This window comes from Streptomyces venezuelae (genome assembly GCF_008642315.1).
In the GTDB taxonomy this organism is placed as follows: Bacteria; Actinomycetota; Actinomycetes; order Streptomycetales; family Streptomycetaceae; genus Streptomyces; species Streptomyces venezuelae_D.
In genome coordinates this window covers 1,876,260-1,893,107 of sequence record NZ_CP029192.1, presented here as the reverse complement: position 1 = coordinate 1,893,107, position 16,848 = coordinate 1,876,260, and the positions used below count along the sequence as shown (strand labels likewise).

General features: G+C 73.1%; 10 protein-coding genes and 2 pseudogenes. 8 read left to right on the top strand and 4 right to left on the bottom strand.

Annotation, left to right across the window (positions count from 1 at the left end):
- Nucleotides 1–124 precede the first annotated feature (124 nt).
- Complete coding sequence (locus DEJ48_RS07950) at nucleotides 125–2,671, top strand: polysaccharide lyase family 8 super-sandwich domain-containing protein (RefSeq protein ID WP_150215493.1); 2,547 nt, start codon at nucleotides 125–127, stop codon at nucleotides 2,669–2,671.
- A 33-nt stretch (nucleotides 2,672–2,704) separates the two neighbouring features.
- On the opposite strand, the gene DEJ48_RS07945 is transcribed toward DEJ48_RS07950, so the two are convergent.
- Both DEJ48_RS07945 and DEJ48_RS07940 read right to left on the bottom strand, forming a co-directional pair.
- A complete protein-coding gene (locus DEJ48_RS07945; protein WP_150215492.1) occupies nucleotides 2,705–2,899 on the bottom strand; it encodes a ferredoxin in 195 nt (64 codons plus the stop codon).
- A gap of 22 nt (nucleotides 2,900–2,921) precedes the next feature.
- Complete coding sequence (locus DEJ48_RS07940) at nucleotides 2,922–4,184, bottom strand: cytochrome P450 (protein ID WP_150215491.1); 1,263 nt, start codon at nucleotides 4,182–4,184, stop codon at nucleotides 2,922–2,924.
- A 47-nt stretch (nucleotides 4,185–4,231) separates the two neighbouring features.
- On the opposite strand from DEJ48_RS07940, the pseudogene DEJ48_RS40925 reads away from it, so the two are divergent.
- The 5 genes and pseudogenes from DEJ48_RS40925 to DEJ48_RS07920 all read left to right on the top strand — a co-directional run.
- Nucleotides 4,232–4,957, top strand: a pseudogene (locus DEJ48_RS40925) (GNAT family N-acetyltransferase); the annotation flags it as partial.
- Between the two features lie 159 nt (nucleotides 4,958–5,116).
- A pseudogene (locus tag DEJ48_RS07935) lies at nucleotides 5,117–5,860 on the top strand (class I SAM-dependent methyltransferase); the annotation flags it as partial.
- 280 nt (nucleotides 5,861–6,140) lie between these two features.
- Nucleotides 6,141–7,268, top strand: a complete 1,128-nt coding sequence (gene rsgA / locus DEJ48_RS07930) for a ribosome small subunit-dependent GTPase A (RefSeq protein ID WP_150215490.1) — start codon at nucleotides 6,141–6,143, stop codon at nucleotides 7,266–7,268.
- Nucleotides 7,269–7,509: 241 nt separating this feature from the next.
- Nucleotides 7,510–8,946 (top strand): DNA-3-methyladenine glycosylase 2 family protein, encoded by a 1,437-nt coding sequence (locus DEJ48_RS07925; protein ID WP_150221046.1) that lies wholly within the window; start codon nucleotides 7,510–7,512, stop codon nucleotides 8,944–8,946.
- Nucleotides 8,947–9,018: 72 nt separating this feature from the next.
- Entirely contained in the window at nucleotides 9,019–9,291 is a 273-nt protein-coding gene (locus DEJ48_RS07920; protein WP_150215489.1) for a hypothetical protein, read from the top strand.
- An 8-nt stretch (nucleotides 9,292–9,299) separates the two neighbouring features.
- On the opposite strand, the gene DEJ48_RS07915 is transcribed toward DEJ48_RS07920, so the two are convergent.
- Together DEJ48_RS07915 and DEJ48_RS07910 are read right to left on the bottom strand one after the other, a co-directional pair.
- Entirely contained in the window at nucleotides 9,300–9,782 is a 483-nt protein-coding gene (locus tag DEJ48_RS07915) for a DUF456 domain-containing protein (RefSeq protein WP_150215488.1), read from the bottom strand.
- Between the two features lie 36 nt (nucleotides 9,783–9,818).
- The gene (locus tag DEJ48_RS07910) at nucleotides 9,819–10,838 is read right to left on the bottom strand and encodes a helix-turn-helix transcriptional regulator (protein ID WP_150215487.1); all 1,020 of its coding nucleotides are present in this window, start codon (nucleotides 10,836–10,838) and stop codon (nucleotides 9,819–9,821) included.
- 232 nt (nucleotides 10,839–11,070) lie between these two features.
- Between DEJ48_RS07910 and DEJ48_RS07905 the strand changes: the two genes are divergently transcribed.
- Complete coding sequence (locus DEJ48_RS07905) at nucleotides 11,071–14,832, top strand: S8 family peptidase (protein WP_150215486.1); 3,762 nt, start codon at nucleotides 11,071–11,073, stop codon at nucleotides 14,830–14,832.
- A 79-nt stretch (nucleotides 14,833–14,911) separates the two neighbouring features.
- On the top strand, nucleotides 14,912–16,846 hold the full coding sequence (locus tag DEJ48_RS07900) for a protein phosphatase 2C domain-containing protein (protein WP_411757434.1): 1,935 nt from the start codon (nucleotides 14,912–14,914) through the stop codon (nucleotides 16,844–16,846).
- Nucleotides 16,847–16,848: the final 2 nt, after the last annotated feature.

Here is a 16,848-nt window from a genome sequence, read left to right as displayed (position 1 = left end):
CTTGTCGCCGGTCGGGCCGTCTGCTTGACTCCGCACGCCCCCGAACGCTCCCTGCCTGCACCCTGAACGCTCCCCGACACCCCGCGCTCCCGGAACGCCCCGCACGTCACCGTTGGAGGCCGCCATGGAGATCACCCGCAGACGCCTGTTGTCCGCCCTGTCGGCCGCCGGCCTGATGGCGGTGGTCCCCGTGGGACCGGTGTCCGCCGCCGCGGGCGCCGAGGGCCGGGCCCGGCTCATCGCCAACACCGTCGCGGTCTTCGCCGGGACCGCCGAGTCAAACGCGCGTCCGGAGACCGCCGCGAAGCTCGACTCAGTGGAGCGGACCGCGCGGGCCGGCCTGAAGGCGATGGACGACGCGCGGGAGGGCGAGCTCTTCGCCGGTCTGGTGCTCGGCACCGACGAGGCCAACCTCAACACCGCCTACCGCAGGCTGTACGAGATCGCCCTCGCCACCCGCACCCCGGGCCTCCCCGCCGACCTGTACGGCAGCACGACCGTGCAGAACCGGGTGCTCGACGGCCTCGCCCGGCTGCACGAGCGCTATTACGGCGACCAGTCCAAGGGGTACTACGGCAACTGGTTCCACTGGGAGATCGGCATCTCCCAGCACATCAGCAAGACCCTCGTCCTGCTCGCCGACGCCGTCTCCGCCCACCACCCCGACCTGCTGCCGGCCTACGTCGCCTCCATGGACGCCTACCTGCGCAACGGCACAGGCGGCGACGTCGACCTCGACTCCCGCTTCCACACCGGCGCCAACCTCGCCGACATCACCACCAACCGGATCCTGCAGGGCGCCCTCCTCGGCGAGCGGGGCGAGGCCAGGATTCGCAAGGCGCTCACGGACCAGCTCACGGTCTTCGCCACCATCGACCCGTACCACCTCAACCACCAGGTCACCGACGGGCACTACGCGGACGGCTCGTTCATCCAGCACTCGTCGGTCGCGTACACCGGCTCGTACGGCAAGGGCCTGCTCACCCGTGTCGTGCAGACCCTCAAGATCCTCGACGGCACCGGCTTCGCGCACGGAGAGGAGCTCGTGCCGACCGTGTACGGCTGGGTGAGGAATGGTTTCGCCCCGCTGATGTTCGAGGGCTGGATGATGGAGATCGTCAAGGGCCGCGCCGTGTCGCGCCCCGACTCCGGATACACCGACGTCGCGGTGGTCGTCGAGGCCGTCGTCGACCTCTCCTCGCTCGCCGCAGGCGCCACGGCCACCGCCCTGAAGAGCTACGTCAAACATGTCAGGGCCACCTCGCGCGCGCCCCTCGACCCGGCCCGCTTCGTGTCGCCGGTCAGCGTCGTGCGGTACGCCGACATCCTCGACGACCCCGCCGTGCCGCCCGCCGACCTCAACCCCGCCGCGCGGAGCGTCGCGTTCAACGCCATGGACAGGACCGTGCACCGACGGCCGGGATACGCCTTCGCGCTCGCCCGGAGCTCCGACCGCATCAGCAAGTACGAGTACATGAGCGGCGAGAACCTCATGCCGTGGTTCCAGGGCGACGGCGCCCACTACCTCTACCTCTCGGGACAGGACCAGAGCCGGGCGTACGGGGTCGACTACTACACGACGGTCTCGCCGTACGGCCTGGCCGGCGTCACCGCCCCGGTCGAACAGCGGCGCACCGTACCGGAGTTGTACGGCAAGCCGTACTACGACAACCCCGGCCACCCCCTGGCCTTCACGTCGTCGTCCGAGTCGCAGAACAAGTACGTCTACTTCCCGCGCGGCACCAACCGGTACTCGGGCGGCGCCGTCCTGGGGGAGTACGGCGCGGCGGGAATGGTGCAGTCGGGCGATGTCGCGTACCACGACCGGGCGCTGCTGCCCGACGACTTCGTGGTGTACCGCGCCGCGACGGCGACCAAGTCGTGGTTCATGTTCGACGACGAGATCGTGGTGCTCGCCGCCGACGTCGGCGGCGCGGCCGGGCGTGCCGTCACCACGACCGTCGACGCCCGCACCGCCGCCGCCGACGCCCGGATCTCCCTCACCGGCGCGCTCCGCGACGGCCGCCCCTGGACCGGCCCCGGCACCGCCGACCTGCACTGGCTGCGCTACGCCAACACCACGGAGGGCACCGCCGTCGGATACGTCTTCCTCGACACACCGAAGGTGCGGGTCACCCTGGACCAGGTCACCCGCAGCCGTCGCGTCGTCCGCACCGCCAACCCCGACACCCAGGTGACCCGCTCGGTCCTCGGCGTGACCGTCGACGGGGCGGCGGGCGCCCGGCCCGCCCGCCTCGCCTACGCGCTGGTGCCGAACGCCGGAGAGGCCGAGCTGCACGCCCACCGCCGCGGGCCGATCGGCATCCTCGCCAACTCCGGCCGCCTGCAAGCCGTCACGCACACGGGCCTCGGCCTGACGGCCGCCAACGCCTTCACGCGAGGTCGGCACAGGGCAGGGGACCTGCTCCTGCACGGCCCCGCCTCGGTCCTGGTCCAGCGCGGGGGCCGTCGCGGCGGCGCCGTCCGCGTCGCGGTGTCCGACCCGACGATGGACCGGGACACCGTGACGGTCCTGCTCCGCGGCCGCCCCTTGCGCAGGACCGCCGGGGACCCGCAGGTCCGGGTGGACCGGGCACCCGGCGGCACGCGCATCGAGGTCGACACCCATCACGCGTACGGCAGAAGCTTCACCGTAACGCTGAGCGAGTGAACCCCCTTACGTCCGGGCGTGCCTGAAACCCCATCAGCTCGCCTCGACTGTGATGGCCTGCACCGGGCACGCCCGAGCGGCCTCCCGCACCAGGGGATCGCCACCGCCGTCCTGACGGCCGGGCAGCACCTCGCTGAGGCCGTCGTCGTCCTGGGTGAAGACGCCCGGCGCGGTGAGCGCGCACATGCCCGCGCCCACGCACCTGTCCTTCTCGATGTGAATGGCCATGTCTTCCACGCGGACTCCTCGCTCACCAGGTGACGGGGAGTTCGAGCATCCCCTGGATCGTGTCGCCCGGCTTGAACGGGATGTCCTGCGGCGGCGCCGCGAGCCGCAGCCCCGGGAAGCGCTCGAAGAGGGTCCCGAGCGCGATCTCGAGCTCGGCGCGGGCGAGGTTCTGGCCCAGGCACTGGTGGATGCCGAACCCGAACGCCAGATGGTGACGGTCCGGGCGGTGCCAGTCCAGGTCCTCGGGCCCTTCGAAGACCGTGTCGTCGCGGTTGATGAGGGACGTGGCGAAGACGACGCCGTCGTCGGCGCGGATCGTGCCGGCCGAGGTCTCGATGTCCTCCTTCGCCACCCGCAGCAGCCCGTCCGCGATGGAGAGGAACCGCAGCAGCTCCTCGACCGCGGCCGGCAGCAGCGGCGGGTCCGCGCGCAGCCCCGCCCGCAGCTCGGCCAGCCGGCCGGGGTGCTGAAGCAGCGTGAACGTACCGAGCGAGATCATGTTCGCGGTGGTCTCGTGCCCGGCGACCAGCAGGATGGCGGCCAGCCTGACGAGCTCCTCCGGGTCCACCTCTCCCGACGCGAGCTGCCCCGCGATCAGCTCGTCGAGCAGACCGTCCCCCGGTTCCTCGCGCTTCTTGTCGATCAACTCGTAGAAATAGGCGTCCATTGCGTCGCGCGCCGCCTGCGTGTCCTCGGGGGTGGGGCCGCGCAGCAGCCGCCTCGACTGCTCCTCGAAGAACTCGTGGTCGCCGTAGGGCACCCCCAGCATCCCGCAGATCACCATCGACGGGACGGGCAGCGCGAAGGCGCTCACCAGCTCGGCGGACGGCCCCTGTTCGACCATCGCGTCCAGGAGCAGGTCGACCGTCGCCTGGATCTGCGGGCGCATGGCCGCGATGCGCTTGACGGAGAAGCTGGGGATCAGCATGCGGCGCTGTACGTTGTGCTTCGGATCGTCGACCCCGAGCAGGGCGACGCGGCGGTCCCGGAGCCGGGCGAACCGTTCGGTCGGAACGGGGAACGCCTCGTTCTCGCGGTCGGCGGAGAGGCGCGGGTCGATGAGCAGCTCACGCGCCGCCGCACGCCCGGTGACCAGCCACACGGACCGGCCGTCGAACAGCCGGACGCGCGAGAACGGCGCGTCGTCGAGCAAGGGTGCGTAGGCGGTGGGCGGGTGGTACGGGCACGTGCGGTCCTGAGGAAAGCCGATGGAGCCGGTCGAGCCCATGGCTTCGTCGGATTCGATGGAATCGGTCGATTGGATGGGGTTGGTTGTCTCCGTCATGGAAGTACCTCGCAAGCGCAGTTCGTCCCTGATCCACTCCCCATTGGATGGCTGAGGCAACTAATTCGTCCACGACAAGACCGGCCAGATCGCCAAGGCGCGGGAGTTGTCCGGAACCGCACCCTCCGCTCAACCGGCCTGCGTCCATGGGGTCATGGCGGCGCGGCGGAGACTTCGCTGAGGTCGGCGAGGGCCGCGCGGCTGCGAGGTGCGACGCGGCGAACCGTAGATCGCCTGTCAGGTGCCGCCGACCGCCGCTGAAGGAAGAATTCCGGCCGAGTACGCGTGTGACCGTGCGAAGATCCGGACCGACCGCGCGGCCACTGTGGAGGATGAAGATGTTCGCGACACCCCTGGGAGACGGGGCGGAACTGCGCCCGCTGGAACCGTGGCACGCCGAGGAGTTCCTCGCGCACATGGACCGGGGCCGTGACTACATCGGCCGCTACGTCGGACTCCCCGACATCACCGCCGACCTGGACTCCGCACGCGCCTGGCTCCAGGTGTTCGCGGACAAGGCCGCCGCCGACACCGGCCGCCTCTACGGCATCCGGCTCGAAGGACGACTCGTCGGCGGCGTCCTCCTCAGGGCCTTCGACGCGGCGGCGGGCACGTGCGAGGCAGGCTGCTGGCTGGAACCGGACGCCGCCGGGCGGGGCCTGGTGACACGTGCCGTACGTGTCGTCGTCGACTGGGCGATCGAGGTGCGCGGCATGCGCCGCGTGGAGTGGCGGGTCGCCCCCGAGAACACGCCGAGCATCAACGTCGCGAAACGTCTCGGCATGAGCCGCGAGGGCTGCCTGCGCGAGGACGACCCCTATCGGGGCGTACGGCAGGACACGGAGGTCTGGTCGGTGCTGGCGCAGGAGTGGCGCGCGGCGCGCGAGGAGCGGCACACGTCCCCCTCTCCCGGTGCGGACACGGACACGACCGACGCGGAGTACACGCACCCGCGCCTCGCCGCGCTCTACGACGTCCTCGACCCCGACCGCTCCGACCTCGACGCGTACGCCGCCATGGCGGAGGAGTTCGGCGCGCGCCGGGTCCTCGACATCGGCTGCGGCACCGGCGTCCTCGCGCTGAAGCTCGCCGGACGCGGCATCGACGTCGTGGGCGTCGACCCGGCGGCCGCGTCGCTGGACGTCGCTCGCGCCAAGCCGGGCGCCGAACGGGTGCGCTGGATCCACGGCGACGCGTCGTCGGTCCCGCCGCTCCGGGCCGACCTGGTCACCATGACGGCGAACGTCGCCCAGCAGATCACCGACCCGGACGCGTGGCGGAACACCCTGCGGACCGCCCGCGGGGCCCTGCGGCCGGGCGGCCACCTGGTCTTCGAGACCCGGGTCCCCGCCCGTCGCGCCTGGGAGAACTGGAACCCCGAGGCTTCACGCCGGGTGACCCGGCTCCCGGGAAGGGGCGCGACCGGAAGCACCGTCGAAACATGGGTCGATGTGACGGCGGTGGACGGGCCGTTGGTGTCGTTCCGCTGGACCTACGTCTTCGAGGCTGACGGCCAAGTGCTGACATCGGACTCGACGCTTCGGTTCCGGGAGCGCGCGGAGATCGAGGCGGACCTGGTGGCACAGGGATACGTGGTGGACGAGGTCCGCGACGCCCCGGACCGGCCGGGACGGGAGTTCGTGTTCGTGGCGCGGCGGCCGGGGGAGCCCTCGTAGCGGCGAAGAAAATAATGGGTGGTGGTCCTGGCGGGGGTGTCGCTAGGCTCGGCGGTGTTCCCAGGCGGTCGTTCGGTCGCCGGGTTCGGCTGAGCAGGATCACGTGCAGGATCAGGATCACAACTGGAGGTGTTGACCGATGGCTGTCGTTGCGATGGGCGCTGCCCGCATCCGGAAGTTCATCAAGTCCACCTCCGTGGCCACCGGCTGATCCGATCTCTCGTTGTGCCGCGCCGACCGTGTGCGCGGATGCCGGGGTCACCCCTGTGAAGGGTTCCCCTTGTCTTCCTCTTCTCTTTTCACCTCTTCTCTCTCGGGTTCCTCCGCCGCGCCGCATCCGCTGACGCCGTACGGCTGGGACGCCGACTGGGAGGCCGAGTTCGCGCCCTACGCGGCGCAAGGGCTCGTACCCGGGCGCGTCGCCCGGGTGGACCGCGGGCAGTGCGACGTCATCACCGCCGACGGCACCGTGCGCGCCGACACCGAGTTCGTCACTCCGCGCGACCCGCTGAAGGTCGTGTGCACCGGCGACTGGGTCGCCGTGGACGCGGACGGCGCCGATCCCCGCTACGTACAGACGTATCTGCCGCGGCGCACCTCCTTCGTGCGCTCCACCTCGTCCAAGCGGTCCGAGGGGCAGGTCCTCGCGGCCAACGTCGACCACTCGATCATCGCGGTGTCGCTCGCCGCGGAGCTCGACCTCGCGCGGATCGAGCGGTTCCTCGCGCTCGGCTGGGAGTCCGGCGGACAGCCGGTGGTCGTCCTCACCAAGGCGGACCTCGTGCCGGACGCCGTGACGCTCGGCCATCTCGTCGAGGACGTGGAGACCGCCGCGCCCGGCGTGCAGGTGCTGCCCGTCAGCGCCACGTCCGGGGACGGCGTCGACGTCCTCGCCGCGGTCGTCTCCGGCGGTACGTCGGTGCTCCTCGGTCAGTCCGGCGCGGGCAAGTCGACGCTCGCCAACGCTCTTGCCGGGGCCGACGTCATGGAGGTCCAGGCCATCCGTGACGTCGACGGCAAGGGCCGGCACACGACGACCACGCGCAACCTCATCCCGTTGCCCGGGGGCGGGGTCCTCATCGATACGCCCGGGCTGCGCGGAGTGGGCCTGTGGGACGCCGAGAGCGGCGTCGGGCAGGTGTTCTCCGAGATCGAGGAGCTGGCGGCGCGGTGCCGGTTCCACGACTGTGCCCACGGTGCGGAGCCGGGGTGTGCCGTGCTCGACGCGGTCGAGACCGGCGCCCTTCCCGAACGCCGTCTCGACAGCTACCGCAAGCTGATCCGCGAGAACCAGCGCATCGTCGCCAAGACGGACGCTCGGGCCCGCGCGGAGATGCGTCGGCAGTGGCGGCTGCGGGGAGCGGAGGGGCGGGCGGCGCTGGACGCGAAGCGGGGGCGCTTGCGCTGAGCTTTGGGGGTGGGGGTGGGGGTGGGGGTGCGGTCCGGTTGTGGATTCGGCTGCGGGTGTGTGGGGGCTGGTCGCGCAGTTCCCCGCGCCCCTGGGCCTGCGCCCCTGGCCCCCGCCTCCTGGGCCTGCGCCCCTGGCCCCCGGGTCTCGCTGGGCTGGGGATGAGGCTCTGGCCCCCCTCACCTTCACGTCCGAATTCCGCCAGCCGCCACCCGTCCCTCCGCCCCACAATGGAGGCGTGATCGATGAAGAGACCAGGTACGAGGCCGTGCGCAGCCGGGACGCTCGGTTTGATGGTGCGTTCTTCTTCGCCGTTCGGACCACCGGCATCTACTGCCGGCCCAGCTGCCCCGCCGTCACCCCGAAGCGTCAGAACGTCCGCTTCTACACCACCGCGGCCGCCGCCCAGACCTCCGGCTTCCGGGCCTGCCGGCGGTGCAGGCCCGACGCCGTGCCCGGGTCCGCCGACTGGAACGTCCGCGCCGACGTCGTAGGCCGGGCCATGCGCATGATCGGTGACGGGGTCGTCGACCGGGAAGGCGTACCGGGGCTCGCCGTGCGGCTGGGGTACAGCGCCCGGCAGGTGCAGCGGCAGCTCACCGCCGAGCTGGGCGCGGGCCCCGTCGCCCTCGCGCGGGCGCAACGCGCGCACACCGCCCGCGTACTGCTGCAGACCACCGACCTGCCCGTCACCGAGATCGCCTTCGCCGCCGGATTCGCCAGCGTGCGGCAGTTCAACGACACGATCAGGACGGTGTACGCGCTGACGCCGACCGCCCTGCGCGCCGCCGCCCCCCGCCGCGGCGCCGCCCGGGCCACCCCCGCCGCCGGCATCCCGCTCCGCCTCGCCCACCGCGGCCCCTACCGCGCCGACGCCGTCTTCGACCTGCTCGCCGCGGAGACCGTCACCGGCATCGAGGAGGTCACCGGCGAACGGGGCGACCGCACCTACCGGCGTACGCTCCGGCTGCCCCACGGCACCGGCATCGTCGCCGTCGAGGAGACGCACCACGACGGCACGGGCGGCACCGGCACCGGCGCGCACTCGGCCGGTGAAGCCGTGCACCGGGGCGGCTGGCTCGACGCCCGGCTGCACCTCACGGACCTGCGCGACCTCACCACCGCCGTACAGCGACTGCGCCGCCTCTTCGACCTGGACGCCGACCCGTACGCCGTGGACGAGCGGCTCGGCGCCGACCCCCGGCTCGCCCCGCTCGTCGCCGCGCGGCCCGGGCTGCGGTCGCCGGGCACCGCCGACCCCGACGAGTTCGCGGTGCGTGCGCTGGTGGGGCGGGAGGGGGCGGGGAGTCTCGTACGGGAGTACGGGACCGTGCTCGACGCCGCGTGCGGCGGGCTCACCCACCTCTTTCCCGCTCCGGCCGCGCTGACCGCCGTACCGGGCACGCTCGGCGCGCTGGCCACCGCGCTCGCCGACGGCTCCCTGCGCCTGGACGCGGGCGCGGACCGCGACGACGCGGAGGCGGCGCTGCGGGCGCTGCCCGGGCTCGACGCGCGGACGGCCGCGGTCATCCGGATGCGGGGCCTCGGCGACCCGGACGTGGCGCTGCCCGACGGTCCGGAGCCGATCCTCGACGCGTGGCGCCCCTGGCGGTCCTACGCGCTGCGCCACCTCGCCCTGGCCGATGCCGAGCAGGGGCGTAAGGGCGTAAGGGCATAAGAGGGCCTCTCATTCGGGGGAGGCAGACTGCAGCATCATCCCGACCGCTCCCGACCGGTAGAGGTGCCGCCCATGTCCCACCGAAGCCCCGCCCGTCTCATCCGCCTCATCCGGCGAGCCGTCATCGCCTCGGCCGCCGCGGCCGTCCTGGCCGGCACGACCGGAGCCGCCTTCCCCGCCCGCGCCCCCGGCCACCACCGGCCACCCGCCGCCGTCCTCCAGAACGCCCCCTCCCCGCAGACCCCCGAAGGCAACACGCACAAACTCATCCGCGACCAGATCGACATCGACCTCGACGAGGACGACCGCCACCCCAACCCCAACCCCCACCACCGCCCCCGCTGACCGCCCCCTCACCCCCAGATCAACGCCCCCAACCACGCCCCCAGCACGAGCAGGCACGCGAAGAGTTCCGTCAGTACGCTGCTTCCGCCCATGCGCATGGCCGTGCGGGTTGCCGCCAGCGCCTCGCCATGGCCGCCCAGCCGCAGGCGTTCTCCGGCGTAGATTCCGGCGACGAAACCGGGGATCGCGCCGATCACCGGCAGGACGCAGAAGCCGAGCAGCGCGCCCGCCCCGGCGAAGACCGCCATCCGGCGCGTCGCGCCGCTCTCGCGCAGGCGTCGGGGCGGCAGCTGCCAGCGCACCGCCTGCGCCGCGAGGAGCACGAGCGTCGCGCCGACGAGGATGCCCCACGCGAGGCCGTTCGGGTCCTGCAGGGTCCACCAGAGGACCGCGGCCCACACCAGCCACGCCCCCGGCACGCCGGGCACCAAGACTCCGCACAGGCCGAGCAGCATGACCACGCCGACCAGCAGGAGTTCCCACGCTCCCATCTGCCCAGAGTGCCGCAGATCCGGTGAAACCGCAGGTCAGGTTAGTCCTGGTGCTGCGGGCCCGCGGGGCGGGCGGCGTGCCACCCAGTCGCGTTCGTACGCGTGCCAGCCCAGCTGGAGCCGCGTCGTCACGCCCGCCAGCTCCATCAGACGCTTCACCCGGCGCTGCACGGTCCGGAGGCCGAGGTCGAGCTGTTTGGCGACGCTCGCGTCCGTCAGGCCGGCGAGGAGGAGGGAGAGGATCTCCAGGTCCGTGCCGTCGGGGCCCTCCGGCGCGTCCTCGGTGAGCGTGCCGCCGTCCTCGCCGATGCGCAGCGGCAGCGCCTCCCGCCACACCGCCTCGAAGAGGCCCGACAGCGACTCCAGGAGACCACTGGCGTGTACGACGAGCGCGGCGGGCTCCGCCGTCCGCGAGGTCAGCGGCACCATCGCGAGCGAGCCGTCGGCGATCACCAGTTTGGTGGGGACGCGGTCCACGACCCGCACCTGCTCGTCGCGGCCGATCGCCGCCGACAGTTCGGTGAGGCCCGTCGGGAGGTCGAGGACGGTGCGCTCGACGACGACGCGGTAGCGCACGCCGCGCCCCGTCGCCTGCTCCTCGGCGCTGTTCTCCGTGCCGGTGATGGCGACGGGGCTGCCGGTCACGAGGGCGCACACCTCGTCGGTCGCGCCCAGCTGGAGCTGGAGGAAGCGCTGGGAGACGGCGGCCGCGCCGGTGACCACCTCGACCAGGTCGTGGACGGTCGGCTCGGTGGCCTGCGCGCGGTACTCCTCGGCGAGCAGCGTCGCCGCCAGCTCCGCCTTCTCCAGTTCGTGCCGCTGCTGGGTGAGGAGCGCGCCGAGCGCCACGCCGGGCGGCGCCGCCACCCAGCGGCCGGCCCTGCCGGACGCCTGCGCGGCGAGCCCGTGCCGCTCCAGGCGGCGCAGCGTCCGCTCGGTCTCCGGTTCGCCGAGGGTGAGCCTGCGCGCGAGATCGGGCACGTCGGCGGCGCCCACCGACACCAGCGCCCGGTACGCCGACTCGTGCGTCTCGTCCAGACCTATCGCAGCCAGCATGCGGCGACGCCCCTCCCTCGGGCTCCGTTCCGAGCCCCGCTCCGTTCCGGCGGCGTCGTGGCGGGAAACAGCCACGGCGTAAACCCGCCCGAGGACATCATCCCCGTACCGCCCGTCCCGATGACAAGGTGACGCCACCGCAGCACCGACCGAGCACCAACCACGGCCATGTTCGGGGCCTTTGGGCCGCTTTGGCCGTGCTCCCGCATGTCCACCAACCCTGGGGAGAGCGATGCGCCCGATATCGCGTACGGCCTTGGGAGCGGCGTCCGCCGTCGCCCTCGCCGTCACCGCGGCCGTTCCGTCCGTGGCCGAGCCACGTGCGGACACGGCGGACAAGAGGCCACTGGTGGGCAGCGCCCCCCAGCGCGAGGGCGGCTCCGTCGTCACCCTCGTCACCGGCGACCGGATCCTGGTCAGATCCCACGGCAAGAACGGGGCGGGGGCGTCCGCGCTGCCCGCCGAGGACGGCACGACGCCGCTGGTCCAGACGCGGCAGTCGGGCAAAGACCTGTACGTCTACCCCGAGGGCGCCGTCCACGCCATCGCCGAGGGCCTCGTCGACGAGGAGCTCTTCAACGTCACGGGGCTCGTCCGCCAGGGCTACGACGACGCGCACGCCGAGAAGTTGCCGCTCATCGCCGTGTACGACAAGTCCGTCGACGTCGCCCGCGCGGTGCCCGCCACTCCGCGCGGCGCCGAGCGCGGCCCCGTCCTCGAACCCGTCGACGGCGTCGCCCTGAAGGCCGACAAGAAGAAGGCCGGTGCTTTCTGGGCGGAGATCACCGACCCCAGGTCCCGTGCCGCGGGTGATCTGAAGAAGCTGTGGCTCGACGCCAAGGTCGAGGCCACCCTCGACCGGTCGACCAAGCAGGTGCACGCCCCCGAGGCCTGGGCCGCCGGATACGACGGCAAGGGCACCAAGGTCGCCGTCCTCGACACCGGCGCCGACGCCGAGCACCCCGACCTCAAGGGCCGCATCGGCGCGGCGAAGAACTTCACCGACTCCCCGGACAACGAGGACCGGCAGGGCCACGGCACCCACACCACCTCCACCGTCGGCGGCTCCGGCGCGGCGAGCGGCGGCAAGAAGAAGGGCGTCGCGCCCGGCACCGAGCTGCTGCACGGCAAGGTCCTCAACGACAGCGGGTCCGGCGCCACTTCGTGGATCATCGAGGGCATGCAGTGGGCCGTCGACCAGAAGGCCGACGTCGTCTCGATGAGCCTCGGCAACCCGGCGCAGACCGACTGCACCGACCCGATGAGCACGGCGACGGAGGAGCTCGCGCGGTCCGCGAAGAACACGCTCTTCGTCATCGCCGCGGGCAACACGGGGCCGTCCCTCAACTCCGTCTCCTCGCCCGGCTGCGCGCCCGGCGTCCTGACCGTCGGCGCGGTCGACCGGGACGACAGCACCGCGTCCTTCTCCAGCCGCGGCCCCGCGTACGGCTCGCACACCCTCAAGCCGGAGATCGCCGCGCCCGGCGTCGGCATCTCCGCCGCGGCCGCGGGCGGCAGGGGCGTGCACGCGTACCAGTCCATGAGCGGTACGTCGATGGCGACCCCGCACGTCGCGGGTGCTGCCGCGCTGGTCAAGCAGCGCCACCCCGACTGGAGCGCCCAGCGGATCAAGGCGGCGCTCGTCTCGTCCGCCGACAGCCGGGTGCCCGGGGACGCGCGCGAGACCGGCGGCGGGCGCCTCGACGCCAAGGCCGCCATCGACCAGAAGGTGCTCGGTTCGCCCGCCGTGCGGGGAGGCAGCTTCGGCTGGCCGCAGGACTCCTCCGACCGCACCACGGTCGACGTTCCCTACACCAACACCACGGGGAAGAAAGTCGAGTTGAAGCTGTCGGTGGACCGTCTCACCGGCAACGACGGCTCTCCCGTCCGCTCCGACGTCGCCCGGCTCGGCAAGCGCTCCGTGACCGTCCCCGCCGGGGCCACCGTGCGGGTGCCGCTGAAGGTCACCCCCGACGCGGACCTGAAGCGCGCCCAGTACGGCGACGTCACGGGACGCGTCCTCGCCACCGCGGAGGACGGCACCCGCGTCTCGACGCCCTTCTCCCTGTACGTCCAGCCGGAGACCGTCAGCCTCCGCGTGAAGCTGATCGACCGCAACGGCAAGCCCGCTGACGGCACGTCATCCGTCGATCTCATCGGCACCGACACCGCCACCGGCGAGCGGCGCTTCAACGAGGGCGCGAACGACCAGACGTACCAAGTCCGCCCCGGTGCCTACTTCCTGACCGGGTTCGTCGACACGCCGGACGCCGAGGGCGGCAACCAGAAGCTCACGGACTCCCTCACCCATCTCGCCCGCCCGCAGATCGAGGTGAAGAAGGACACCACGGTCACCCTCGACGCCCGCAAGGCACACCGCCTCACCGTCAAGACGGACAAGGCTTCCGAAGCGCGCGGCGCCACCCTCGCGTTCGCCCGCACCTGGGGCAAGGACAACTGGCTGCACGCGGGCACCGTCGCGGGACCGCGCACCGTCCGCTCCTACTACCAGTCCGTCGAGGGCAAGCCGGCAGACGGCACCTTCGAGTCCGGGAGCTACTGGCGCGCCGCGGCACCTCAGATCTCCGAACTCTCCCTCGTCGGCGGCAAGAAGCTGCACCCGCTGACCGCCTCCCTCGGCTCCGCGAACCTCGACGGGACGGGCAGGGCCGCCGTCGTCGACGCGAAGTCGGGCACGGCGCAGGAGCTCGAAGCGGCGGGCGTCAAGGGCAGGATCGCGCTCGTCGCGGCGCCCGACAGCGGTGACGTGGCTGCCGTGGCCCGCGACGCGAAGGCGGCCGGCGCGCTCGCCGTCCTGGCCCACCGCGCGGCACCCGGCCGCTGGTACCCGTCCGCCGGGTTCACCGGGTCCCCGCTGCCGGTCCTCGGCATCCAGCCGGACGAGGCGGCGTACGTCCTGTCCCGACTGGACTCCGGCAAGGCCGAGTTGAAGTGGCGGGCCACGGCGAGCAGCCCCTACGTCTACAACCTCGCGTTCCCCGAGACCGGGCAGATCCGCGACGACCGCACCTACCGCGTGCGGGACAAGGACCTCGCCGCGAACGAGGCGACGTACCGTGCCATGGGCCAGGCCACGGACTACGTGGACCTGCCCTCCGCGGTGCGCCCCACCGGCCTGGAGATCTACTTCGGCAACCTCGCGTCGGTCCCCGCGCCCGGCAAGCGCACCGAGTACTACTCGGCGGGCACGACCGGCTGGGGCCACCAGGTGTCCAGCAGCTTCCCGTACGGCGAGTTCATGATCGACCCCGTGCGCACGTACAAGAAGGGGGAGCGGCGCAAGGAGACCTGGTACGAGGGTGTCCTCACGCCCGGCGCGCCCCGCGACGCCGCGGGCAGGCCCGCGCTCGCCGGTGAGCGCCAGGGCAACCTGATCGGGGTGGCCCCCGGCTTCTGGGCCGACGCCGAACACGGCGGAATCCAGGGCAGCTTCGGCGACATCGGCTCCGTCCGGCTCGAACGGGACGGCGAGCTCGTGGGGGAGTCCGGGTGGCCCTCAGGGGTGTTCACGGTCCCGGCCGAGGACTCCGCGTACGACATGACCCTCACCACCATGAAGCTCGGCTCGCGCGTGTGGAACCGGTCGACGTCGACGGAGACGACGTGGTCGTTCCGCTCGCACCTCGACGAGGACGCGGCGTCGCAGGGCATCCCGATGCTCTTCCCGCGGTACGCGCTCGCCGAGGACGGCTTGAAAACCCTGCCCGCGAAGGACGGACAGCGGATTGAACTCGGTGTGACGGGGCACGCGGGCTACGAGCCCGGCGCGCTCACCGAAGCGAAGCTGTCGTACTCGTACGACGAGGGCCGGACGTGGACGGCGGCGACCACCGCCGAGCACGGCGGAAAGTGGAGCGCGACCGTGAACCACGCGGACGCTTCCGGCAAGCCGGTCTGGCTGAGAACCCGACTGACGGACGCCCACGGCAACTCCGTCACACAAACCGTGGCCCGCGCCTACGACGTGCGCTAGCCACCCTGGTCCCGCCGGGCGGTCCTCCTGTGGGGGGTGGGCCCGCCCGGCGGCCCTTGTCGTCGCCTTCGTCGCCGAGATGGCCGGAATTTCCGGATGCACCGTTTTCGTGCGGCCGTCGCGGTGGAAAATTAGGGGCATGAGCCAGCAGGGGGACAGGCCCGGCGGTCGCGACGACGACTGGTGGGGACAGCTGTACGACGACGCCGCGCCGGACACGGGCCCGTCTTTGGCGCCGGACACCCTGGACGACAGATACGCCTCGGCGTCCAACGCGCTCCAGGACGCCTTCCCGGCGCAGCGCCCGCCCACTGGGGATGCCTCTCCGGCCCCCGTCGACGTCCGCCCCGGGTCCGGACGCGACGCGGACGCCCCCGGCGCCGCAGCCAACACCCCGGAGACCCCACCCCAGCCTCCCGCCCCCGCTCAACCGTGGCCTGCGGAGCCCTCCGCCTCCCCTGGCCCCGGCGGCGGCACATCACCCGACCCGCCCGCCCCACCTCCGGCCCCACCGGCCGCCCGCACCCCGGCAGGTCGGCCGGAAGCTCCGAGGCCCTCCCACGGCGGCAACGCGTCAGCCGACGCGGCAAGCCCGCCCGGCCCCGCCCCCGAGCAGCCGGGCCCTTCAGGCCCCTCCGCGTCCCCCCGGCCCGATACGGTCGGGCCGCCCCGCGCACCGTCGGGCCCGCCGGCACCTCCTGCCCCCTCCGCCGCCCCGCGCCCCCGTGGCGACGACGCACCGCCCGGCGCGGCCGGTCCGCCCCACCCTCCGGGGGCCTCCCGCACCCCGGCCGACCGGCCGGAACCCCCCGAGCCCCCCGCCATTCCCGAACGTCCCGCCCGTCCCGCCCGGCCCCCCGCCCCGCGTACCCCTCCCACCTTCACCGCCCCCGCTCCGTGGGCGCCTCCCACCCGTCCCGGTGGGCCCGTGACCTTTCCGGGTGGGCAGGCCGGGGGTGACTGTTCCGACGCGGCCACGGAAGGGGACCGGGTCGGGGCGCTTCCGCCCGGCTCCCACGGTGCGTCTCCGCGACCGGCCGATGACGGTGCCCCCTACGTGGGGGACGGGCCGCCCACCTATGAGGCCGAGCCGACCGTGTTGCCCGCCGCCGATCCCGACGACCTCGGGGACCTCGTCGCCGACACCGTGTTGGACGGGGCCCGGTACGGGGCCGGTACGCTGCGGGCCGCCTCCGTGCGCGGGGACTCCGCCCGGTACCGGGGCGAGCCCCGGCGCGACGCGCTGCTCACCGCTCGGTTCGGGAGCGGGGAGGATGCTTTGGTTCTTGTCGCCATGGCGACCGGTGCTCGCGCCACCCCCGGCGCGCACCGCGCCGCCGCCGAGGCGTGCGACTGGATCGGACGGGCCGTCGGTCGCAGTCACGCCCGGCTCGCCGAGGACATCAGGGCCGCCCGGCGCGGCGACCTGAAGTCGGGCCTGCACCGCCTCACCGACCGCAGCCTCGGCAAGCTCCGCGCGCACGCCGTCGACCTGGGCCTTGAGCCGGACGAGTACGCCGCGTCCCTGAGGTGTCTGCTGCTGCCCGCCGACCCGGCGTGCCGCACGCGCGTGTTCTTCGGCGTCGGCGCGGGCGGCCTCTTCCGGCTGCGCGACGGCGAGTGGCAGGACATCGAGCCGCGCGTCGCCGACGCGACCGGTGAGGCCGTCGTCGGCTTCGGCTCGCCGCCCCCGCCCCGGCAGACGGAGGAGAGCGATCGGCTCACCATGGAGCTGGGGATCACCACACCCCCGAGCCCGTACGAACCCGCCCCCGAGCCGCCCCGCGACCCCTTCCGTTTCCGCGCCTCCGTCGCCCGCCCGGGTGACACGCTCGTCCTGTGCAGCGAGGGCCTCGCCGAGCCGCTGCGCGGCGAGCCCGAGCTCGCCGAACACCTCACCCGCAGATGGGAGAAGGGCGGCCCGCCGGGCCTCGCCGCGTTCCTGGCCGACATCCAGGTCAGGGTCAAGGGATACGCCGACGACCGCACCGCCGCCGCGGTCTGGGAGGCATGACC